Genomic DNA, 15,375 nt, shown 5'->3' with positions numbered 1-15,375 from the left:
ACAACTGCGTGGACCGTCACGTCCTCGATGGTCACGGCGACCAGGTCGCCATCCACTGGGAAGGCGAACCGGGCGACTCCCGCGACATCACCTACGCCGAACTGCTCGCCGATGTCTGCCGGGCGGCGAACTATCTCACCGAACTCGGCCTGCGGGCGGGTGACCGGGTGGCCATCTACATGCCGATGGTGCCCGAGGCGATCGTCTCGATGCTCGCCTGCGCGCGGCTCGGGCTCACCCACTCGGTGGTGTTCGCGGGCTTCTCCCCCACCGCCCTGCGCCAGCGCGTCGACGACGCGGGCGCGCGACTGGTGATCACGACCGACGGGCAGTGGCGGCGCGGGGCCGCCGCCCCACTCAAGGCCGCGGTCGACGAGGCGCTCGCCGACGGGGATTCCAGCGCGGAACACGTGCTGGTGGTGCGCCGCACGAACATCGAGGTCCCCTGGACCGAGGGTCGCGACCTGTGGTGGCACGAGACCGTCGAGGCCGCTTCTCCTGAGCACGAAGCCCAGCCCTTCGACGCCGAGCACCCGCTGTTCATCCTCTACACCTCCGGCACCACCGGAAAACCCAAAGGCATCCTGCACACCTCCGGCGGCTACCTCACCCAAACCTCCTACACCCACCACTACGTCTTCGACCACAAACCAGGACAAGACGTCTACTGGTGCACCGCCGACATCGGCTGGGTCACCGGCCACAGCTACATCGTCTACGGGCCCCTGTCCAACCGCGCCACCCAGGTCGTCTACGAAGGCACCCCCAACTCCCCCACCGAGCACCGGCACTTCGAGATCATCGAAAAGTACGGCGTCACCATCTATTACACCGCGCCGACCCTGGTGCGCACGTTCATGAAATGGGGGCGCGAGATCCCCGACGCGCACGACCTTTCCTCGCTGCGACTTCTCGGCTCGGTCGGTGAGCCGATCAATCCCGAGGCGTGGCGGTGGTATCGAGAGGTGATCGGCGGCAATCGGACTCCGATCGTGGACACCTGGTGGCAGACCGAGACCGGCGCCATCATGATCTCCCCGCTGCCCGGCGTCACCGCCGCCAAACCCGGCGCCGCGATGACCCCGCTGCCCGGCATCTCCGCGCAGGTCGTCGACGACGACGGCACCGGCCTCGAGCGCGGCCGCTCCGGTCTCCTGGTGCTGGACCAGCCGTGGCCGTCCATGCTGCGCGGGATCTGGGGCGACATGGACCGGTTCCGCGAAACCTATTGGGCACGTTTCGCTTCCGACGGCTGGTACTTCGCCGGTGACGGCGCGAAGGTGGACGAGGACGGGGCGCTCTGGGTGCTCGGCCGGGTCGACGACGTCATGAACGTCTCCGGCCACCGCATCTCCACCGCCGAAGTCGAATCCGCCCTCGTCGGACACTCCGGCGTCGCCGAAGCCGCCGTCGTCGGCGCCACCGACACCACCACCGGCCAAGGCATCGTCGCCTTCGTCATCCTCACCGCCGAAGCCAAAGACACCGGCCAAACGCTCGTCGACGAACTCAAGGCCGAAGTCGCCCGCGAGATCAGCCCCATCGCCAAACCACGCGAAATCCACGTCGTGCCCGAACTCCCCAAAACCCGCAGCGGCAAGATCATGCGCCGCCTGCTGCGCGACGTCGCCGAAGGCCGCGAACTCGGCGACACTTCCACCCTCGTCGACCCCAAGGTCTTCGAGGCCATCGCCCGCGGCTGACCCGGCGCGCGGGCGGCGTACCCGGTCCGTGAGGGGGATCGGGTCCGCCGCCCTCGCGCCACCGAAAAGCACTCCGGCGTCGGCAGCGGAATGCGTTGCCGCTCAGTCGAAGCGGATATGACGGACGCCGACCCAGGCACGGCGGAGGGCTCCGCGTAGCTCGCTGTCGGTATTGGGTCGCAGCGAAAGACCCACCGCCGCACCGATACGGTCGGCGACTTCGGGCACCGTCATTTCGTCGGTCCAGATCTGCATCGCGAACTCGGGGCCCACCAACCGCTCCAGACACAGGTCCAGCTTGGACACCGCCCAGCTCTCCCGCCACAGCGGAGCGTCGCGTCCGGTGAGCTTCTGCGCGAGATGCCCGAAGCCGCGCTCCCGCAGTCGTCGCAACACCACCTCGCGCTGCGCCAGCAGGGCGAAATGGTGCACCTCGTGGCCCCTTTCGCGGAGCGGGTCGAGAATCTCGGCGAGGTACTTCGGTTCCACCACCGTCATCGGCGCGAACACCGGCCCGCCGTGCCGCGTCAGCGCCAGTTCGAGCACCTCGCGCACACCGTGCCGCCAGCTCGCGAAATCCTGGAAGTCGGCGCGCAAGTCCGGCGGCGCCATCCGGTGCAGCCCGAAACCGACGTGTTCTGGATCGCAGAGCACCGCACCCGGCACCCGCCGCGCCAGCTCGTGCGCTGTCTGCGTCTTTCCGCCACCGAACGGACCGTTGATCCAAACCAGCATCTCGCCAGCGTAGGCGTCGCTGCCGAATCGGTCTCCGAGGTGCTCGGCTGTGAACCCCGCGGCAGCTGAACCGTTGCGGCTCCTGGGACGTGGTAGGTGAGGACGTCGGTTCGGGCGGGATCGGCTCGGCACCGGCGCGGCTGAGTTCGAGGAGATCCGCATGAAAAGCACCAGGGACGACAACGATTCGCTACTCGACCGCCGCACCGTGGTAGTCGGAGCCGGAGTGCTGGCCGCCACCGCGCTCGCGGCGTGCGGCGCCTCCGGGAACGACACGGCAGCGTCCGCGGCGCGGTCCGGTGGCCCGACGGTTCTGGTCAAGACCGCCGACGTTCCTGTCGGCGGCGGCGTGATCGCGGGTGACACGGTGGTCACCCAGCCGAGCGCGGGCGTCTTCGTCGGTTTGGACAGCACCTGCACGCACGCGGGCTGCCGAGTCGGCGAGGTGACCGGCGGCACCGTCAACTGTCTCTGTCACGGCAGCAAGTTCGGCCTGGACGGCTCCGTCGTCGCCGGGCCGGCCCAGCGCCCGCTGACATCCAAAGTTGTTCGGGTGGAGGGTGATTCGGTCCTCTCTGGATGACTTAGTCGTCGCCGAACATCTCCGCCATGCGCCGGTCCATCTCCTCCGGGGAGATGTCCTCCACGTGCGTGGCCACCGTCCAACGGTGTCCCCACGGGTCTTCGAACGCACCGCTGCGGTCACCGTAGAACTGGGTGGTCATCGGCGTCAGTTCCCTGGCGCCGCCCGCGATGGCGGCCACGAAGGACGCGTCGGCGTCTTCGACGTAGACGTAGATGTTGACGGGCGTGCCGCCGACCGTCTTGGGGTCGAGGAATTCCATGTCCGGCGCCGGGTCGCCGAGCATGATGACCGAATCGCCGAGCGTGAGTTCGCAGTGCGCGATCTTGCCGTCAGGGCGTGGCATACGCATCCGCTCCGCGGCGCCGAACACCTGCTTGTAGAAATCGATCGCGGCCGCGGCGCCGTCGATCGCCAGGCCCGGCGATACCGCCGGATATCCGTCGGGGACGGGTTTCACATCGGACATTGGGGACCTCCGATCGAGGCGTTGTCTCGGATAGGGCGAGCCTATTCCCGAGAGCCCGCCGAAATCGCCCGATCGGCCGAAAGATCTATCGAATTCAGCCCGGAACTACGCCCGGTGCTCACGGCCCGGCGACACCGCGCAGCCTGTCCACCTGATCGGCCGTCAGCTCGGTCAGCGCCGCGGGCTCCACCGAGTCCGGCGCGGTAATGGTGACCTGCGCCAATACCGAACCCACCTGAACGATCGAGACGACCGAGACCAGGGTGAACCCGGCGCTGGAGGTCCGCAGCTGGAATGCCGTCGAGGCGTCCCCGACGGCCGGTTGTTCCAGACCGCCGAGCCGGTATTCGATCGACGTCCCGTCCGCGTCGTTGCCGGAATAATGGGTGCATTCGCGCAATGTCCGCTGCACCGAAGAAAAGGCGTCCGCCAATTTCTCCGGCGCATAACTCGCGGCATCGATATCGATACTGGAGAAGCTCGGACCGTTGTAGGCGACGGTATTCCAGGTCAGCGGTTCGGTGCCCTGCTCGGCCAGCGGCAGCAGCACCTGAGCGCACCGGGCGGGGCGCGTCTCGGCCGTGGGTCCGGCGGTCTGGGCCTGTCCCGGCGAGCGGGAATCGAGCACCGGAGTCATGCCGGGCAGGTCGGCGGGGCCGAGCAGGCGGCGGGCCAGCTCGTCCGGATCGATCAGCGGCGGACCCGGCACGGCGGCTGCCGCGACCGCGGGACCGAGCGGCGGCAGGTCGGGAGCGGACGGTTGCTCCTGCTCCGATCCGCAGCCCGCGATCACCGCCGCACTCGTCACCGCGAGCAGCAGGCCGCGTGTCACTCCGCCCACGAGACCTGCGTGGTGATGGTCTGCTGCAACATGCTCGCGCTGCGCGGATCACGGTAGGCCTGATGACCGCCGACGGTGATGGAGCCCGCCACCGGCAGCGGCAAGCCCAGGTCGACGGTGATGGTCCCGGTGCCCTGCATCACGTAGTCCTCGATGTCGAGGGTGCCCGCGTTGTTGGGCAGCGACCACTTCGCGGACTTCGGGGTCTGCGTCACGTTCAGCTGGATGGTCAGCCGGTCGCCGTCGCGCTCGGTCAGCGTCGCGGTGGTGACCTGGTCGAGCGTCACGCCGCCGGTCACCTCTTGGTGCACGGTCCACACCGCGCCCTCGCCCACCGGCTCGTCGGGGAACATGATCGAGCGATAGACGGCCTGGTAGAACGCTTGCTCCAGCGCGGCGCGCGCGGCGTTGGAGGTGTCCGGTGACGGGGCGAGCCGCAGCGCGGTGATGGCGCCGTCGTCGCTGAAATCGAAGCCGGCGTGCGAGCCGTCGGCGGCGGTGAGCGCCTTGTTCAACAGCGGGTCGGGCGTGGATACCGCGCCGATGACGAGGTCGACGCCCTCGGCGCTGGTCTCGGCGGTCATCGGGATGGTCAGCGCGGGCGTGGAGAAGTCGCGCCTGGGCTGGTCGTTGATCTGCTGCTCGATGCGGTGATCGGTGCGCAGGGTCACCCGCTGGTCGGTGCCGACGACGAAATGCGGCCGCAGCACGTCGCGCGGCTCGGCGCCGGGCGAGAGGAGCGTCGCCGCCGCGGCCGAGATCGGCACGGTCACTTCCTTGGGCATGCCCAGCGGCTCGGTCCCTTCGGTGGCCGCGGGCGCCTCGGTGTCGTCGCCGCAGGCGACGCCGAAGGCGGAAAGCCCGACCGCGAGCACGACGAGCAACACACTCGAGCGCGCGAACCGGGGCAGGTGAGAAGAAGACAACACCGTCACGAGCAACACGATACGACCGCTTCCTGAGTGTCAGCTGGGACATTCGCCTTGCGTGCCGCCGGGCGCGTTGCGAACACGCCGCGAGGAGGCGCGGCGCGGCGCGCGCGGTGCTCGAGAGATGATGATCGGCGTGAGTGACGACCGGCCGCCCGAGGACAACACCGCCGACACGGTGCGAAAGACGACCCCGCCGCTACGGTTGCGGACCCTGCTGATCATCGCCGCGGTGCTGTTCGGCCTCGATCTGCTCACCAAGACGATCGCGGTGGCCAAGCTCCGGCCGGGCGAGCCCGTGTATCTGATCGGCGATTTCGCGCGGTTCACTCTGGTGCGCAATCCCGGCGCCGCGTTCTCCATGGCCACCGGCATGACCTGGCTGCTGACGCTGGTCGCCGCCGCCGTGGTGATCGGCGTGATCCGCATCGGGCGCACGCTGCGCTCGCTGTGGTGGGCGATCGGGCTCGGCATGGTGCTCGGCGGCGCGCTGGGCAACCTGGTCGACCGGCTCTTCCGCGCGCCGGGACCGTTGCAGGGCCACGTCGTCGACTTCGTCGCGATCGGCTGGTGGCCGGTGTTCAACGTGGCGGACTCGGCGATCGTCTGCGGCGCGATCCTGCTCGTGGTGCTGACCGTGTTCGGCTTCGAGCCCGACGGCACCCGGACCGGCCACGACGCGGACGAGGAGGAGGCCGCGACGGCACGACCCGAACCGCTCGCGGAGGCCGAACCCGAGAAGGACGAGCCGAAGAAAGCTGAGCCGAACAAAGACACGCCGGGCGGCGCCGAAGAGGAGAACGCGGCATGAGAGAGACCAGAACCATGCCCGTGCCCGACGGGCTCGACGGCATGCGGGTCGACGCGGGCCTCTCCCGCCTGCTCGGGTTGTCGCGCACCGCGGTGGCCGCGCTCACCGCCGAGGGCTCGGTGCAGCTGGACGGCGTGCCCGCGGGCAAGTCCGACCGGCTCGTCGCGGGCGCCTGGCTGGAGGTCGAATTCCCCGAGCCCAAGCGGGAACTCACCATCGAGGCCGCGCCGGTGGAGGGCATGAAGATCCTCTACGCCGACGACGACATCGTCGCGGTGGACAAGCCGGTCGGCGTCGCGGCGCACACCGGCGTCGGCTGGACGGGCCCGACCGTGGTCGGCGGGCTGGCCGCGGCCGGATACCGGATCTCCACCTCCGGCGCGCACGAGCGCCAAGGCATCGTGCACCGGCTCGACGTCGGCACCTCCGGTGTGATGGTGGTCGCCCAGTCCGAGCACGCCTACACCGTGCTCAAGCGGGCGTTCAAGCAGCGCACCGTCGACAAGCGCTATCACGCGCTGGTGCAGGGACATCCCGATCCGAGCAGCGGCACCATCGACGCGCCCATCGGCCGGGCCCGCGGCAACGACTGGAAGTTCGCGGTCACCGCCGACGGACGGCCGAGCGTCACCCACTACGACACCGTCGAGGCGTTCCAGGCGGCCAGCCTGCTGGACATCCACCTGGAGACCGGGCGCACCCACCAGATACGCGTGCACTTCTCGGCGATCCGGCACCCATGCTGCGGTGATCTCACCTACGGCGCCGACCCGCGCCTCGCCGAACGCCTCGGTCTGCAACGGCAGTGGTTGCACGCCCGCTCGCTCGGCTTCGCCCATCCCGCCGACGGGCGCTGGATCGAGATCACCAGTGAGTACCCGGACGATCTGAAGAACGCGCTGGACGTCCTGCGCAATGCGTGAGCGCTCGGAGTCCGGTGCGGAGCGTCGCGAAGGTGGCGTTGCCGGCGGATCCGAGAGCCCGGCAACGAACCACCCGCGCGCTGCAGGATTCCGCGGACCACGCGCTCGGGTGCTGCGGGCCGTGCTCGCTGGAATCCTCGCGGTCGCCGTCATCGGTTTCATGGCCGTGCTCGGTGCGCTGAATCCGCCGCGCGAGCTCGGCGTCGGCACCGATCGGCTCGGCCCGGACCGCGCCGAGCCGGTCGCCGACTACCTTGTCAGAGCGCGCGATTCGCTCTCCGGTTCCGATACCGAGCAGCACTGGGCGCTGGTCTCGTTCACCGAACCGATCGCGCCGCAGGCGATTCCGGCGCACAGCGGCGGTCTCCGCATCGGCCAAGTGCTGCACCGTGTTCCGATACCGCGTGTGCAGACGCCGCTGGTCGCGGTGCAGGTGCCCGCGGGCGACGCGGGCGCCGTGGCTTCCGCCGACGCGGCCGCGTGGCAGCTGCTCGCCCAACTGGAGCAAACCGGGCCGATCGACGAGCGCTACACGCGGGTCATGACGGTCGCCATCTCCCGCCTGCGGGCCGGATGCGCCTGCACCGTCGGCCTCGTCGTCCGCGGCACCCTCCCGGAGCTGCGAAACCTGGCCGCCGCCAACGGCATCCGCGCGGTCGAAGCCCTGCCCGCCGACGCCGTGGCGGGCCACTTCGCGGTGAACCCGTTGCTGCCGGAGCACACCGAGACCGTCGTCCCCGGACCGGACGACGCCCCGGTCCCCGACAACTGACCGAGATTCAGCGCCGGGTTGTTCGTGGCGACGGGCTGCACACCGAGTGCGCGCATCTGGTCGAGCTTGTGCACCGCAGAGGTTCTCAGGTGGCGGGCGTGACGAGTCCCGCCTCGTAGGCTGCGATGACGAGCTGGACGCGGTCGCGGGCGAGCAGTTTCGCCAGGATCCGGCTGACGTGGGTCTTCACCGTCAGCGGGCTGAGCACGAGGGTCTCGGCGATCTCGGCGTTGGTCAGACCGCGCGCGACGAGGACGAGCACGTCGAGCTCGCGGTCGGTGAGCGTGCCAAGCGTCGGGCGCGGCGCTGGATCCGGCGCGGACCTGACCCGCGCGATGACGGCGGCGGTCGCGCTCGGCGACAGCAGCGCCTCCCCGGCCGCCACCGTGCGGATCGCGTCCAGCAGCGCGGCGGGCTTGGTGTCCTTGATGAGGAACCCGCTCGCGCCCGCGCGCAGGGCGGCGAGCACGTTGTCGTCGGTGTCGTAGGTGGTGAGCACCAGCACCCGGACGCCCGCGAGGTTCTCGTCCGCGGCGATGGACGTGGTCGCGGCGATGCCGTCCAGATCCGGCATGCGGATGTCCATCACGACCACGTCGGCCCGTTCGGCACGAGCCAACGCCACCGCCTCGCGCCCGGTCGCCGCCTCCCCCACCACCGTCATATCGGGCGCGGACGCGACCAACAGCGCGAACGCCCCGCGCACCAGCGCCTGGTCATCGGCCAGCAGCACCCGGATCACGAAGCGACTCCGCTGGTCTCGCTCCGATCGATGCCGCTCGCCCATTCCCGCGCGCCGTCCCGTCGCGCGTCGGCGGCCGAGGCCAACGAAGCATCCACCGCCCCACCCTCTTCCGGCACTCCCGGAATCGGCAGCGCGGCGATCACGGCGAACCCCGCGTCCGTGCCGAGCGTCCGGAGCGAACCGCCGACGGCCTCCGCTCGCTCGACCATGCCGCGAACGCCGAAACCCGGGGCCCCGTCGCAAGTTCCGTGACCGTCGTCGGTGACGCGCACGATCAGCCGATCGGCCCGGTAGTCGAGCAGCACTGACGCGCGGGTGGCCCGCGAGTGCTTGGCGACGTTGGTGAGCGCCTCCTGCACGATCCGGTAGGCGACCATCTCGACGGTCGGCGCGAGCGCACGCACCTCGCCCAGCGTCTCGAACTCCACCACCGCACCCGCCGCCTCGGCCGGTTCGGCCAGCGCGGACAGCTGCGCCAGCGCGGGCAGCGGGCCGCGGGGCTCCCCGCCCGGGGTGCGCAACACGCCGACGGTCGCGGCCAATTCGGCACGCGCGTCGGCACACGCGTCCGCGATGGTGTCCAGGGCGGCGACGACGGTGGCTCGTTCGGCCCGTCCTTCGGTGAGCAGGTGCGCGGCCACCCCGGCCTGCACCTGGATCACGGTGATGGTGTGGGCGAGCAGATCGTGCAGATCCCTGGCGATGCGCAGCCGTTCCTCCGCCACCTGCCTGCGCGCCTCGGCATCGCGCGAGCGTTCGGCGCGTTCGGCCCGGTCCAGTGCCTCGGCGATGTAGGCGCGGTGCAGCCGCACGGCCTCGCCAGCCACGCAGGCCAGCACGATCCAGCCGACGGCGCCGAACGCTTGCAGCGCCGTGTTCTCGTTTTCGGTGCGCGACAGCAGGATTCCACCGAGGCCGAACACGAGGACCACCGCGATCACCAGTGCCGTGCGCGCCCGATTGCCGTACCTGGCCACCGTGTAGAGCGCGACGATGGTCGCGGGCACGACGGCCTCGTGCGGAAATTCGTTGGCGTGGTAGGGAATCACCAGCGCCAGATGCGCGAACAACACCCCGAGCGGCCAGGTTCGGCGCGCCACCAGCACCGCTGTCGACAACGTGAGCAGCACCGCACCGAAGGCGTCCAGTGGCCGCGGACCCGCCAGCGGCCCCGCGGCGATCAGCTCGACGACCACCAGCGCACCGGCCAGCGCACCGTCGGCCACCCACCGTCTGTTCATCCCGCCATTCTCCGGCAGCCGACCGCGCCCGGCGTACTCCGCGCGGCGTATCTCCAACAGCCTTCGGGGGCGGACGCTTTCGATCCGCCTTCCCGCGACGCTGCTTGGCATGTCCGAAACGAGGAGACAGTGATGGGGATGAAGAGCAGAGCGTGGTTGCTCATCGGCCTGTGGATCGCGGTGCTCGCCGCGTCGACACCGTGGGCGAGCGGGTTGGACGATGTGAAATCCGATCGGGAGATCGACTATCTTCCCGCCTCGGCACAGTCGACGATGGCGGCCGAACTGGAGACCACCCTGCCCGGCGGCACCGAGAATGTGTTCCTGGTGGTGTACCACCGCGCGAACGGCGTCACAGAGGCCGACCGAGCCACCGCCGCCGCGCACTACGCCGCACTGCGCTCGAAGTACGGCGTGCTGGGCGGACCCGAGCGGCCACTGTCTTCCGACGACGGTGCGGCGCTGCTGTTTCCGGTCGCGGTCGGCGAATCACACGGTGAGTCGGCGGAATACATCGAGGAGTTCCGCGCGACGGTCGCCGAGCATCCCGGCGGACTCACCGTCCAGGTCGCCGGACCCGGTGCGCTGCAAGCGGATTTCGAGGGCGCGTTCGAGGGCATCGATGAGCGACTGCTCCTGGTGACCGCCCTCGTGGTCACCGGGATCCTGCTGCTGACCTACCGCAGCCCGCTGCTGTGGCTGGTGCCGCTGGCCGCCGTCGCGGGGGCGAACGTGCTGTCCATGGCGGCGGTCTACGGGCTGGCCAAGGCATTCGACGTCACCGTCAACGATCAGAGCGCCGCGGTGCTCACCATTCTGGTGTTCGGCGTCGGCACCGATTACGCGCTGTTGATCGTCGCGCGCTACCGCGAGGAACTGCACCGCCGCATCGAGGTGGGCGAGGCGATGGTGGCGGCGCTGCGGCGCTCGGTGCCCGCGATCGCGGCCTCCGCCGCCACCGTCAGCCTCGGGCTGCTGTGCCTGCTGGCCGCCGACATGAACAACGCCGCGGGCATGGGTCCGGTGGGCGCGGCGGGCATCGTGTGCACGCTCGCGGTGATGGTGACACTGTTCCCGGCCCTGCTGGTGGTGTGCGGACGGTGGATCTTCTGGCCTCGGGTGCCCCGAGTGCGGACCGAAACGACCACGGCCCGAACGATGTGGGACCGGATCGGTGCGGCCATCGCCCGCAAGCCGGTGCTCTCCGCGCTCGCCTCGGTCGCGGTGCTGGCACTGCTGAGCCTCGGCCTGCTCGGCAACACCGACTCGCTGGGCCGGGCCGAACAGTTCGTGAATACACCGGAATCCGTCCAGGGGCAGTCGCTGATCGCCGCGCACTTCCCGGACCGCGCGGGCACGCCGCTGCTGATCCTCGCGCCCAACGGCGTTCGCGACGCGGCGATGTCGGCGGTCGCGGCGGATCCCGGCATCGGCGCGGTCGAAGCGGGACGGTCCGGGCTGACCGCGGGCGAGATCGTCGCGATCCCGCGCGACCCGGCCGATTCCACCGCCGAATACGCGACCATCGAGCGGTTGCGCGACACCCTCGGCGAGGTCGCGCCCGGCACGGTGGTCGGCGGCCCCAGCGCGGCGAACCGTGACATCGCGACGGCGTCGGCGCGCGACCGGTGGGTGGTGATTCCGCTGGTGCTGCTCGTGGTCACCGCGGTCCTCGGGCTGCTGTTGCGGTCGCTCGCTGCGCCCATCGGACTGGTGCTCACCGTGGTGCTGTCGTTCGGATCCGCGCTCGGCGCAAGCGTTTTCGCCTTCGAGCACCTCTTCGGCTTCGACGGCCTGGATTCCGGCCTCATCCTGCTGGCGTTTCTCTTCCTGGTCGCCCTCGGCGTGGACTACAACATCTTCCTCGTGAGCAGGGCGAGGGAAGAGTCGGTGCGGCACGGCACCAGGCAGGGCATCCTGCGCAGCCTCTCGGTCACCGGCGGCGTGATCACCTCCGCGGGCATCGTGCTGGCCGCCACCTTCGCGGTGCTGGTGACCCTGCCGCTGGTCTCGCTGGCCCAGCTCGGGTTCGCGGTGGCCTTCGGCGTCCTGCTGGACACCGTGCTGGTTCGATCGGTCCTGGTTCCCGCGCTCACGCTGATCGCGGGAGACCGGGTGTGGTGGCCGTCCCGGATGTCGCGACCCCTCGTCTCGTCCGCGTCTGTCGAACCGGAGACGGTGGCGGCACGGTAGAACACGAAGGCGGCTGGCTCTCGTTTCGACGAGAGCCAGCCGGATGTGGTCAATCGGGCAGCGTGACCACACCGTCGAGATAGCGGCGGCAGCGACCGAGCAGCAGAACCCGATCATCGACCAGCGCGCAGCGCAGCGCGCCGCCGCGGCGGGACAGCTGACGGGCCGTCAGTTCGGTGCGCCCGAACTCGGCGGCCCACAGCGGAACCAGTTGGGCGTGCGCCGATCCGGTGACCGGATCCTCCGGCACGCCGAGACCGGGCGCGAAAACCCGTGAGACGAAATCGACTTCCGTGCCTCGGGCGGTGAGAACAGCCGCGCGCGGCAGCGGCGGAAAGGCGCTCAGCAGCGGACGTGCCCGGCGCACTTCGTCTTCCGAGGCGAGGACGACGACCTCGTCGGTGCCGGAGAAGGCGCGCACCGGCGTCACCCCCAACGCCGCGACCAGCGCCGGGTCGGGCTCCACCTCGACGGACGCGACCGTCGGCAGATCGAGGATGTACTCGTCGTCGTCGGTGCGGTCGACGTGCAGCCAGCCGCTCCTGGTGAAGAAGCTCACCCGGTCGGCGCCGGGATGCATGTCCTCCAAGACCTGGGCCGCGGCGGCCAGGGTGGCGTGCCCGCACATGTCGACCTCCGCCGCCGGAGTGAACCAGCGCAGGTGGAACACCGGATGATCCACGGGCGGGCCGACCGCCTCCGGAGGTAACTGCGAGGTATAGAAGGCGGTTTCGGCGAGGTTGTTCTCCTCGGCCAGATTTTGCAGCAGCTCATCCGGCAACCACGACGTCAGCGGCATCACGGCCGCCGGATTGCCCGAGAACGGTGCGTCGGCGAACGCGTCGATCTGGTGCAGCAGTACCTCCATATTCGGAGAAGGTACTCCAACCCCGAATGACCGCTTCGCACAAGGCTTCTCGCGCCGAAACCGGGCAGGTGGGCGAGGTTTACGCGCTGCCGCCCGGCGTGGCCGGGATGAGCCTGCGCTGCTCACCGTGCAGCGCGGCACTGATCCACCAGATCGCCTCCACCAACACGATGCCGATGGCGCCGCAGACGAACGCCGAGGTCGTGAGCGCCACGTTGGAGGGGTCGAGCTTGAAGAACTCGCGGGTGAACGGCACCGTGAACAGCACGACGTAGGCCGCCATGGACGCCGCGATCAGCACCACCTTCCACCACACGTACGGCCGGGCGACGATGGCCAGCACCCACACCGCGATCATGATCAGCGTGATGAGCGCGGTGGTGCCCGCCTGCTCCTTCTGTGTCTCGCTGGCTTCCGGTCCCGCGTAGGCGATGAGGTACGCCACGAACGTCGCGACGCCGATCACCACGCCGGACGGAATCGCCAAACGCATGACGCGCGAGACGAATCCAGTGCGCGCGCGCTCGTTGTTCGGGGCGAGCGAGAGGATGAATGCCGGAATGCCGATGGTGAACCAGGCGGCGATGGTGACGTGACGCGGCAGGAACGGATAGCCGATCGGTTCGTAGCCGAAGATCTGCGAGCCGACGCCGGCCAGACCGATCAAGAACGCGAGCAGCACCGAGTACACGGTCTTGGTGAGGAACAGATTCGAGACGCGCTCGATGTTGCCGATCACCCGGCGGCCCTCGCCGACGACGTAGGGCAGCGTCGCGAACTTGTTGTCCAGCAACACGATCTGCGCCACCGCGCGGGTCGCCGGGCTGCCCGCGCCCATCGCGACGCCGATGTCGGAATCCTTCAACGCCAGTACGTCGTTCACGCCGTCGCCGGTCATCGCGACGGTGTGACCGCGCGACTGGAGCGCACCGACCATGGCGCGCTTCTGATCCGGGCGGACCCGGCCGAAGGTGGTCTCGTGCTCGAGCACGTCGGCCAGTTGCTCACGGTCCTCGGGTAACCGGCGCGCGTCGACGGCGTGATCACCGCCGGGCAGGTCGAGCGAGGAGGCCACCGCGCCCACCGAGACGGCGTTGTCGCCGGAGATCACCTTGATCGACACGTCTTGGCTGGCGAAGTAATCGAGCGTGTCGCGCGCATCGGGCCGGATCTTCTGCTCGAGCACGACGAGCGCCGCGGGCCGCACCGCACCCGGCGCGTCGGGCGAGTCCACGGGACGGTCGCTCTGCGCGAGCAGCAGAATGCGCAGACCCGAGGAGCCGAGTTCCTCGGCCGTGCGCGCCTCCTCCGAGCCCGGGTCCAGCAGCACGTCGGGTGCGCCGAGCAGCCAGTCGCCGTGCTCGCCGTAAGAGAAGCCGCTCCACTTCTTGGCCGAGGAGAACGGCGCGACCGCGGTGTACTGCCAGCCGGGCCGATCGGTCAGCTCCTCGGCGATGGCCTGCACGCTGGCGTTGGGGCGCGGGTCGTCGCCCGCCATCGCGGCCAGCGCCTTGCGCACCTCGCCATCGTCGAACCCGTCGATGATCTTGATGTCGGACAGCCGCATGCCGTTCTCGGTCAGCGTGCCGGTCTTGTCCGCGCACACCACGTCCACGCGGGCCAGGCCCTCGATCGCGGGCAGCTCCTGGACGAGGCACTGGCGACGGCCGAGCCGCACCACACCCACCGCGAACGCGATGGAGGTCATCAGCACCAGGCCCTCGGGCACCATCGGCACCAGCGCGGCCACCATGCCCGTCACCGCGGGACGCCAGCTCTCGCCACTGGAGAACAGCTGGTTGTAGATGCTGAGCAGACCGGCGGGGATCAACAGGTAGGTGATGAACTTCAGGATCTTGTCGATGCCGCTGCGCAACTCGGAGTGCACCAGGGTGAACTTGCTCGCCTCCTCGGCCAGCTTCGCGGCGTAGGCGTCGCGGCCGACCTTGGTGGCGCGGTAGGCGCCGGAGCCGGACACCACGTAGCTGCCGGACATCACCTCCGCGCCGATGGCTTTGTCGATCGGGTCGGCCTCGCCGGTGAGCAGCGACTCGTCGATCTCCAGCAGCGCGGACTCCTCGACCACGCCGTCCACCACGATCTGGTCGCCGGGACCCAGCTCGATCAGGTCGTCGAGCACCACGTCCTTCGGCGCGACCTCGTGCGCGACGCCGTCGCGGCGCACTGTCGGCCTGGCCTGGCTGACGATGGCCAGCTGGTCCAGCGTCCGCTTCGCCCGGATCTCCTGGATGATGCCGACCGCGCTGTTGGCCACGATCAGCAGACCGAACATGCCGTCGATGATCGAACCGGTCGACAGCACCAGGATGAACAGCACACCGAGGATGGCGTTGATCCTGGTGAAGACATTGGCGCGGACGATGTCGCGTACCGAGCGGCTGGCCCGGTCCGGCACGTCGTTGGTGAGCCCGTCGCGGCGACGCTGCTCGACCTCCGCCGTGGTGAGTCCGGTGGCGCCCGATGCCTGAACGGTTATCGACATGGTCGTCAGCGTAGTAGGCGGACTTCCGCATCGGCTTCGGCCGTGCGCGGGGCTGTGGA

14 protein-coding genes are annotated in these 15,375 nt (G+C 69.8%); 6 read left to right on the top strand and 8 right to left on the bottom strand.

The window, feature by feature from the left end; translation table 11 throughout:
* Positions 1–1,703 (top strand): acetate--CoA ligase (gene acs / locus AB0H49_RS25355; protein WP_357254844.1); only part of this gene is annotated, 1,703 nt, incomplete at its 5' end.
* 102 nt (positions 1,704–1,805) lie between these two features.
* Here the strand turns inward: acs and AB0H49_RS25350 are convergent.
* Positions 1,806–2,438 carry an AAA family ATPase gene (locus AB0H49_RS25350; RefSeq protein ID WP_357254842.1) on the bottom strand — a complete coding sequence of 211 codons (633 nt, stop codon included), beginning with the start codon at positions 2,436–2,438 and terminating at the stop codon, positions 1,806–1,808.
* A gap of 160 nt (positions 2,439–2,598) precedes the next feature.
* Between AB0H49_RS25350 and AB0H49_RS25345 the strand changes: the two genes are divergently transcribed.
* Positions 2,599–3,021, top strand: coding sequence for a Rieske (2Fe-2S) protein (locus AB0H49_RS25345; RefSeq protein WP_357254840.1), 423 nt, complete (start codon positions 2,599–2,601; stop codon positions 3,019–3,021).
* Position 3,022: 1 nt separating this feature from the next.
* On the opposite strand, the gene AB0H49_RS25340 is transcribed toward AB0H49_RS25345, so the two are convergent.
* The 3 genes from AB0H49_RS25340 to AB0H49_RS25330 form a co-directional block, all read right to left on the bottom strand.
* The gene (locus AB0H49_RS25340) at positions 3,023–3,490 is read right to left on the bottom strand and encodes a VOC family protein (protein ID WP_357254838.1); all 468 of its coding nucleotides are present in this window, start codon (positions 3,488–3,490) and stop codon (positions 3,023–3,025) included.
* 118 nt (positions 3,491–3,608) lie between these two features.
* Positions 3,609–4,331, bottom strand: a complete 723-nt coding sequence (locus AB0H49_RS25335) for a hypothetical protein (RefSeq protein ID WP_355004281.1) — start codon at positions 4,329–4,331, stop codon at positions 3,609–3,611.
* A complete protein-coding gene (locus AB0H49_RS25330) occupies positions 4,319–5,266 on the bottom strand; it encodes a hypothetical protein (protein WP_355004280.1) in 948 nt (315 codons plus the stop codon). Before AB0H49_RS25330 ends, AB0H49_RS25335 begins: the two co-directional genes overlap by 13 nt.
* 118 nt (positions 5,267–5,384) lie before the next feature.
* On the opposite strand from AB0H49_RS25330, the gene lspA reads away from it, so the two are divergent.
* The 3 genes from lspA to AB0H49_RS25315 all read left to right on the top strand — a co-directional run bounded on the left by lspA (position 5,385) and on the right by AB0H49_RS25315 (position 7,766).
* Positions 5,385–6,071 carry a signal peptidase II gene (gene lspA, locus AB0H49_RS25325; protein WP_355004279.1) on the top strand — a complete coding sequence of 229 codons (687 nt, stop codon included), beginning with the start codon at positions 5,385–5,387 and terminating at the stop codon, positions 6,069–6,071.
* A complete protein-coding gene (locus AB0H49_RS25320) occupies positions 6,068–6,994 on the top strand; it encodes an RluA family pseudouridine synthase (RefSeq protein ID WP_355004278.1) in 927 nt (308 codons plus the stop codon). Before lspA ends, AB0H49_RS25320 begins: the two co-directional genes overlap by 4 nt.
* Positions 6,995–7,115: 121 nt before the next feature.
* A complete protein-coding gene (locus tag AB0H49_RS25315) occupies positions 7,116–7,766 on the top strand; it encodes a hypothetical protein (protein ID WP_357254835.1) in 651 nt (216 codons plus the stop codon).
* Between the two features lie 85 nt (positions 7,767–7,851).
* On the opposite strand, the gene AB0H49_RS25310 is transcribed toward AB0H49_RS25315, so the two are convergent.
* The gene (locus AB0H49_RS25310) at positions 7,852–8,508 is read right to left on the bottom strand and encodes a response regulator transcription factor (RefSeq protein WP_355004276.1); all 657 of its coding nucleotides are present in this window, start codon (positions 8,506–8,508) and stop codon (positions 7,852–7,854) included.
* A complete protein-coding gene (locus tag AB0H49_RS25305; RefSeq protein WP_357254833.1) occupies positions 8,505–9,752 on the bottom strand; it encodes a sensor histidine kinase in 1,248 nt (415 codons plus the stop codon). Before AB0H49_RS25305 ends, AB0H49_RS25310 begins: the two co-directional genes overlap by 4 nt.
* Before the next feature lie 138 nt (positions 9,753–9,890).
* On the opposite strand from AB0H49_RS25305, the gene AB0H49_RS25300 reads away from it, so the two are divergent.
* The gene (locus AB0H49_RS25300; RefSeq protein ID WP_357254831.1) at positions 9,891–11,945 is read left to right on the top strand and encodes an MMPL family transporter; all 2,055 of its coding nucleotides are present in this window, start codon (positions 9,891–9,893) and stop codon (positions 11,943–11,945) included.
* A 49-nt stretch (positions 11,946–11,994) separates the two neighbouring features.
* Here the strand turns inward: AB0H49_RS25300 and AB0H49_RS25295 are convergent, their stop codons facing one another.
* Positions 11,995–12,813 (bottom strand): PhzF family phenazine biosynthesis protein, encoded by an 819-nt coding sequence (locus AB0H49_RS25295; RefSeq protein WP_357254829.1) that lies wholly within the window; start codon positions 12,811–12,813, stop codon positions 11,995–11,997.
* A gap of 79 nt (positions 12,814–12,892) precedes the next feature.
* The gene (locus AB0H49_RS25290; RefSeq protein ID WP_355004272.1) at positions 12,893–15,316 is read right to left on the bottom strand and encodes a cation-translocating P-type ATPase; all 2,424 of its coding nucleotides are present in this window, start codon (positions 15,314–15,316) and stop codon (positions 12,893–12,895) included.
* Positions 15,317–15,375 lie beyond the last annotated feature (59 nt).

Source organism: Nocardia sp. NPDC050713, assembly GCF_040654315.1.
Taxonomy (GTDB): Bacteria; Actinomycetota; Actinomycetes; order Mycobacteriales; family Mycobacteriaceae; genus Nocardia.
The sequence above is the reverse complement of the archived record's forward strand: the minus strand, read 5'-3'. Positions and strand labels throughout refer to the sequence as shown.

Coding starts and splice junctions, on each gene's coding strand:
- AB0H49_RS25350 (WP_357254842.1), bottom strand. CDS start 2,438: ATGCTGGTTTGGATCAACGGTCCGTTCGGTGGCGGAAAGACGCAGACA.
- AB0H49_RS25345 (WP_357254840.1), top strand. CDS start 2,599: ATGAAAAGCACCAGGGACGACAACGATTCGCTACTCGACCGCCGCACC.
- AB0H49_RS25340 (WP_357254838.1), bottom strand. CDS start 3,490: ATGTCCGATGTGAAACCCGTCCCCGACGGATATCCGGCGGTATCGCCG.
- lspA (WP_355004279.1), top strand. CDS start 5,385: ATGATGATCGGCGTGAGTGACGACCGGCCGCCCGAGGACAACACCGCC.
- AB0H49_RS25320 (WP_355004278.1), top strand. CDS start 6,068: ATGAGAGAGACCAGAACCATGCCCGTGCCCGACGGGCTCGACGGCATG.
- AB0H49_RS25305 (WP_357254833.1), bottom strand. CDS start 9,752: ATGAACAGACGGTGGGTGGCCGACGGTGCGCTGGCCGGTGCGCTGGTG.
- AB0H49_RS25300 (WP_357254831.1), top strand. CDS start 9,891: ATGAAGAGCAGAGCGTGGTTGCTCATCGGCCTGTGGATCGCGGTGCTC.
- AB0H49_RS25295 (WP_357254829.1), bottom strand. CDS start 12,813: ATGGAGGTACTGCTGCACCAGATCGACGCGTTCGCCGACGCACCGTTC.
- AB0H49_RS25290 (WP_355004272.1), bottom strand. CDS start 15,316: ATGTCGATAACCGTTCAGGCATCGGGCGCCACCGGACTCACCACGGCG.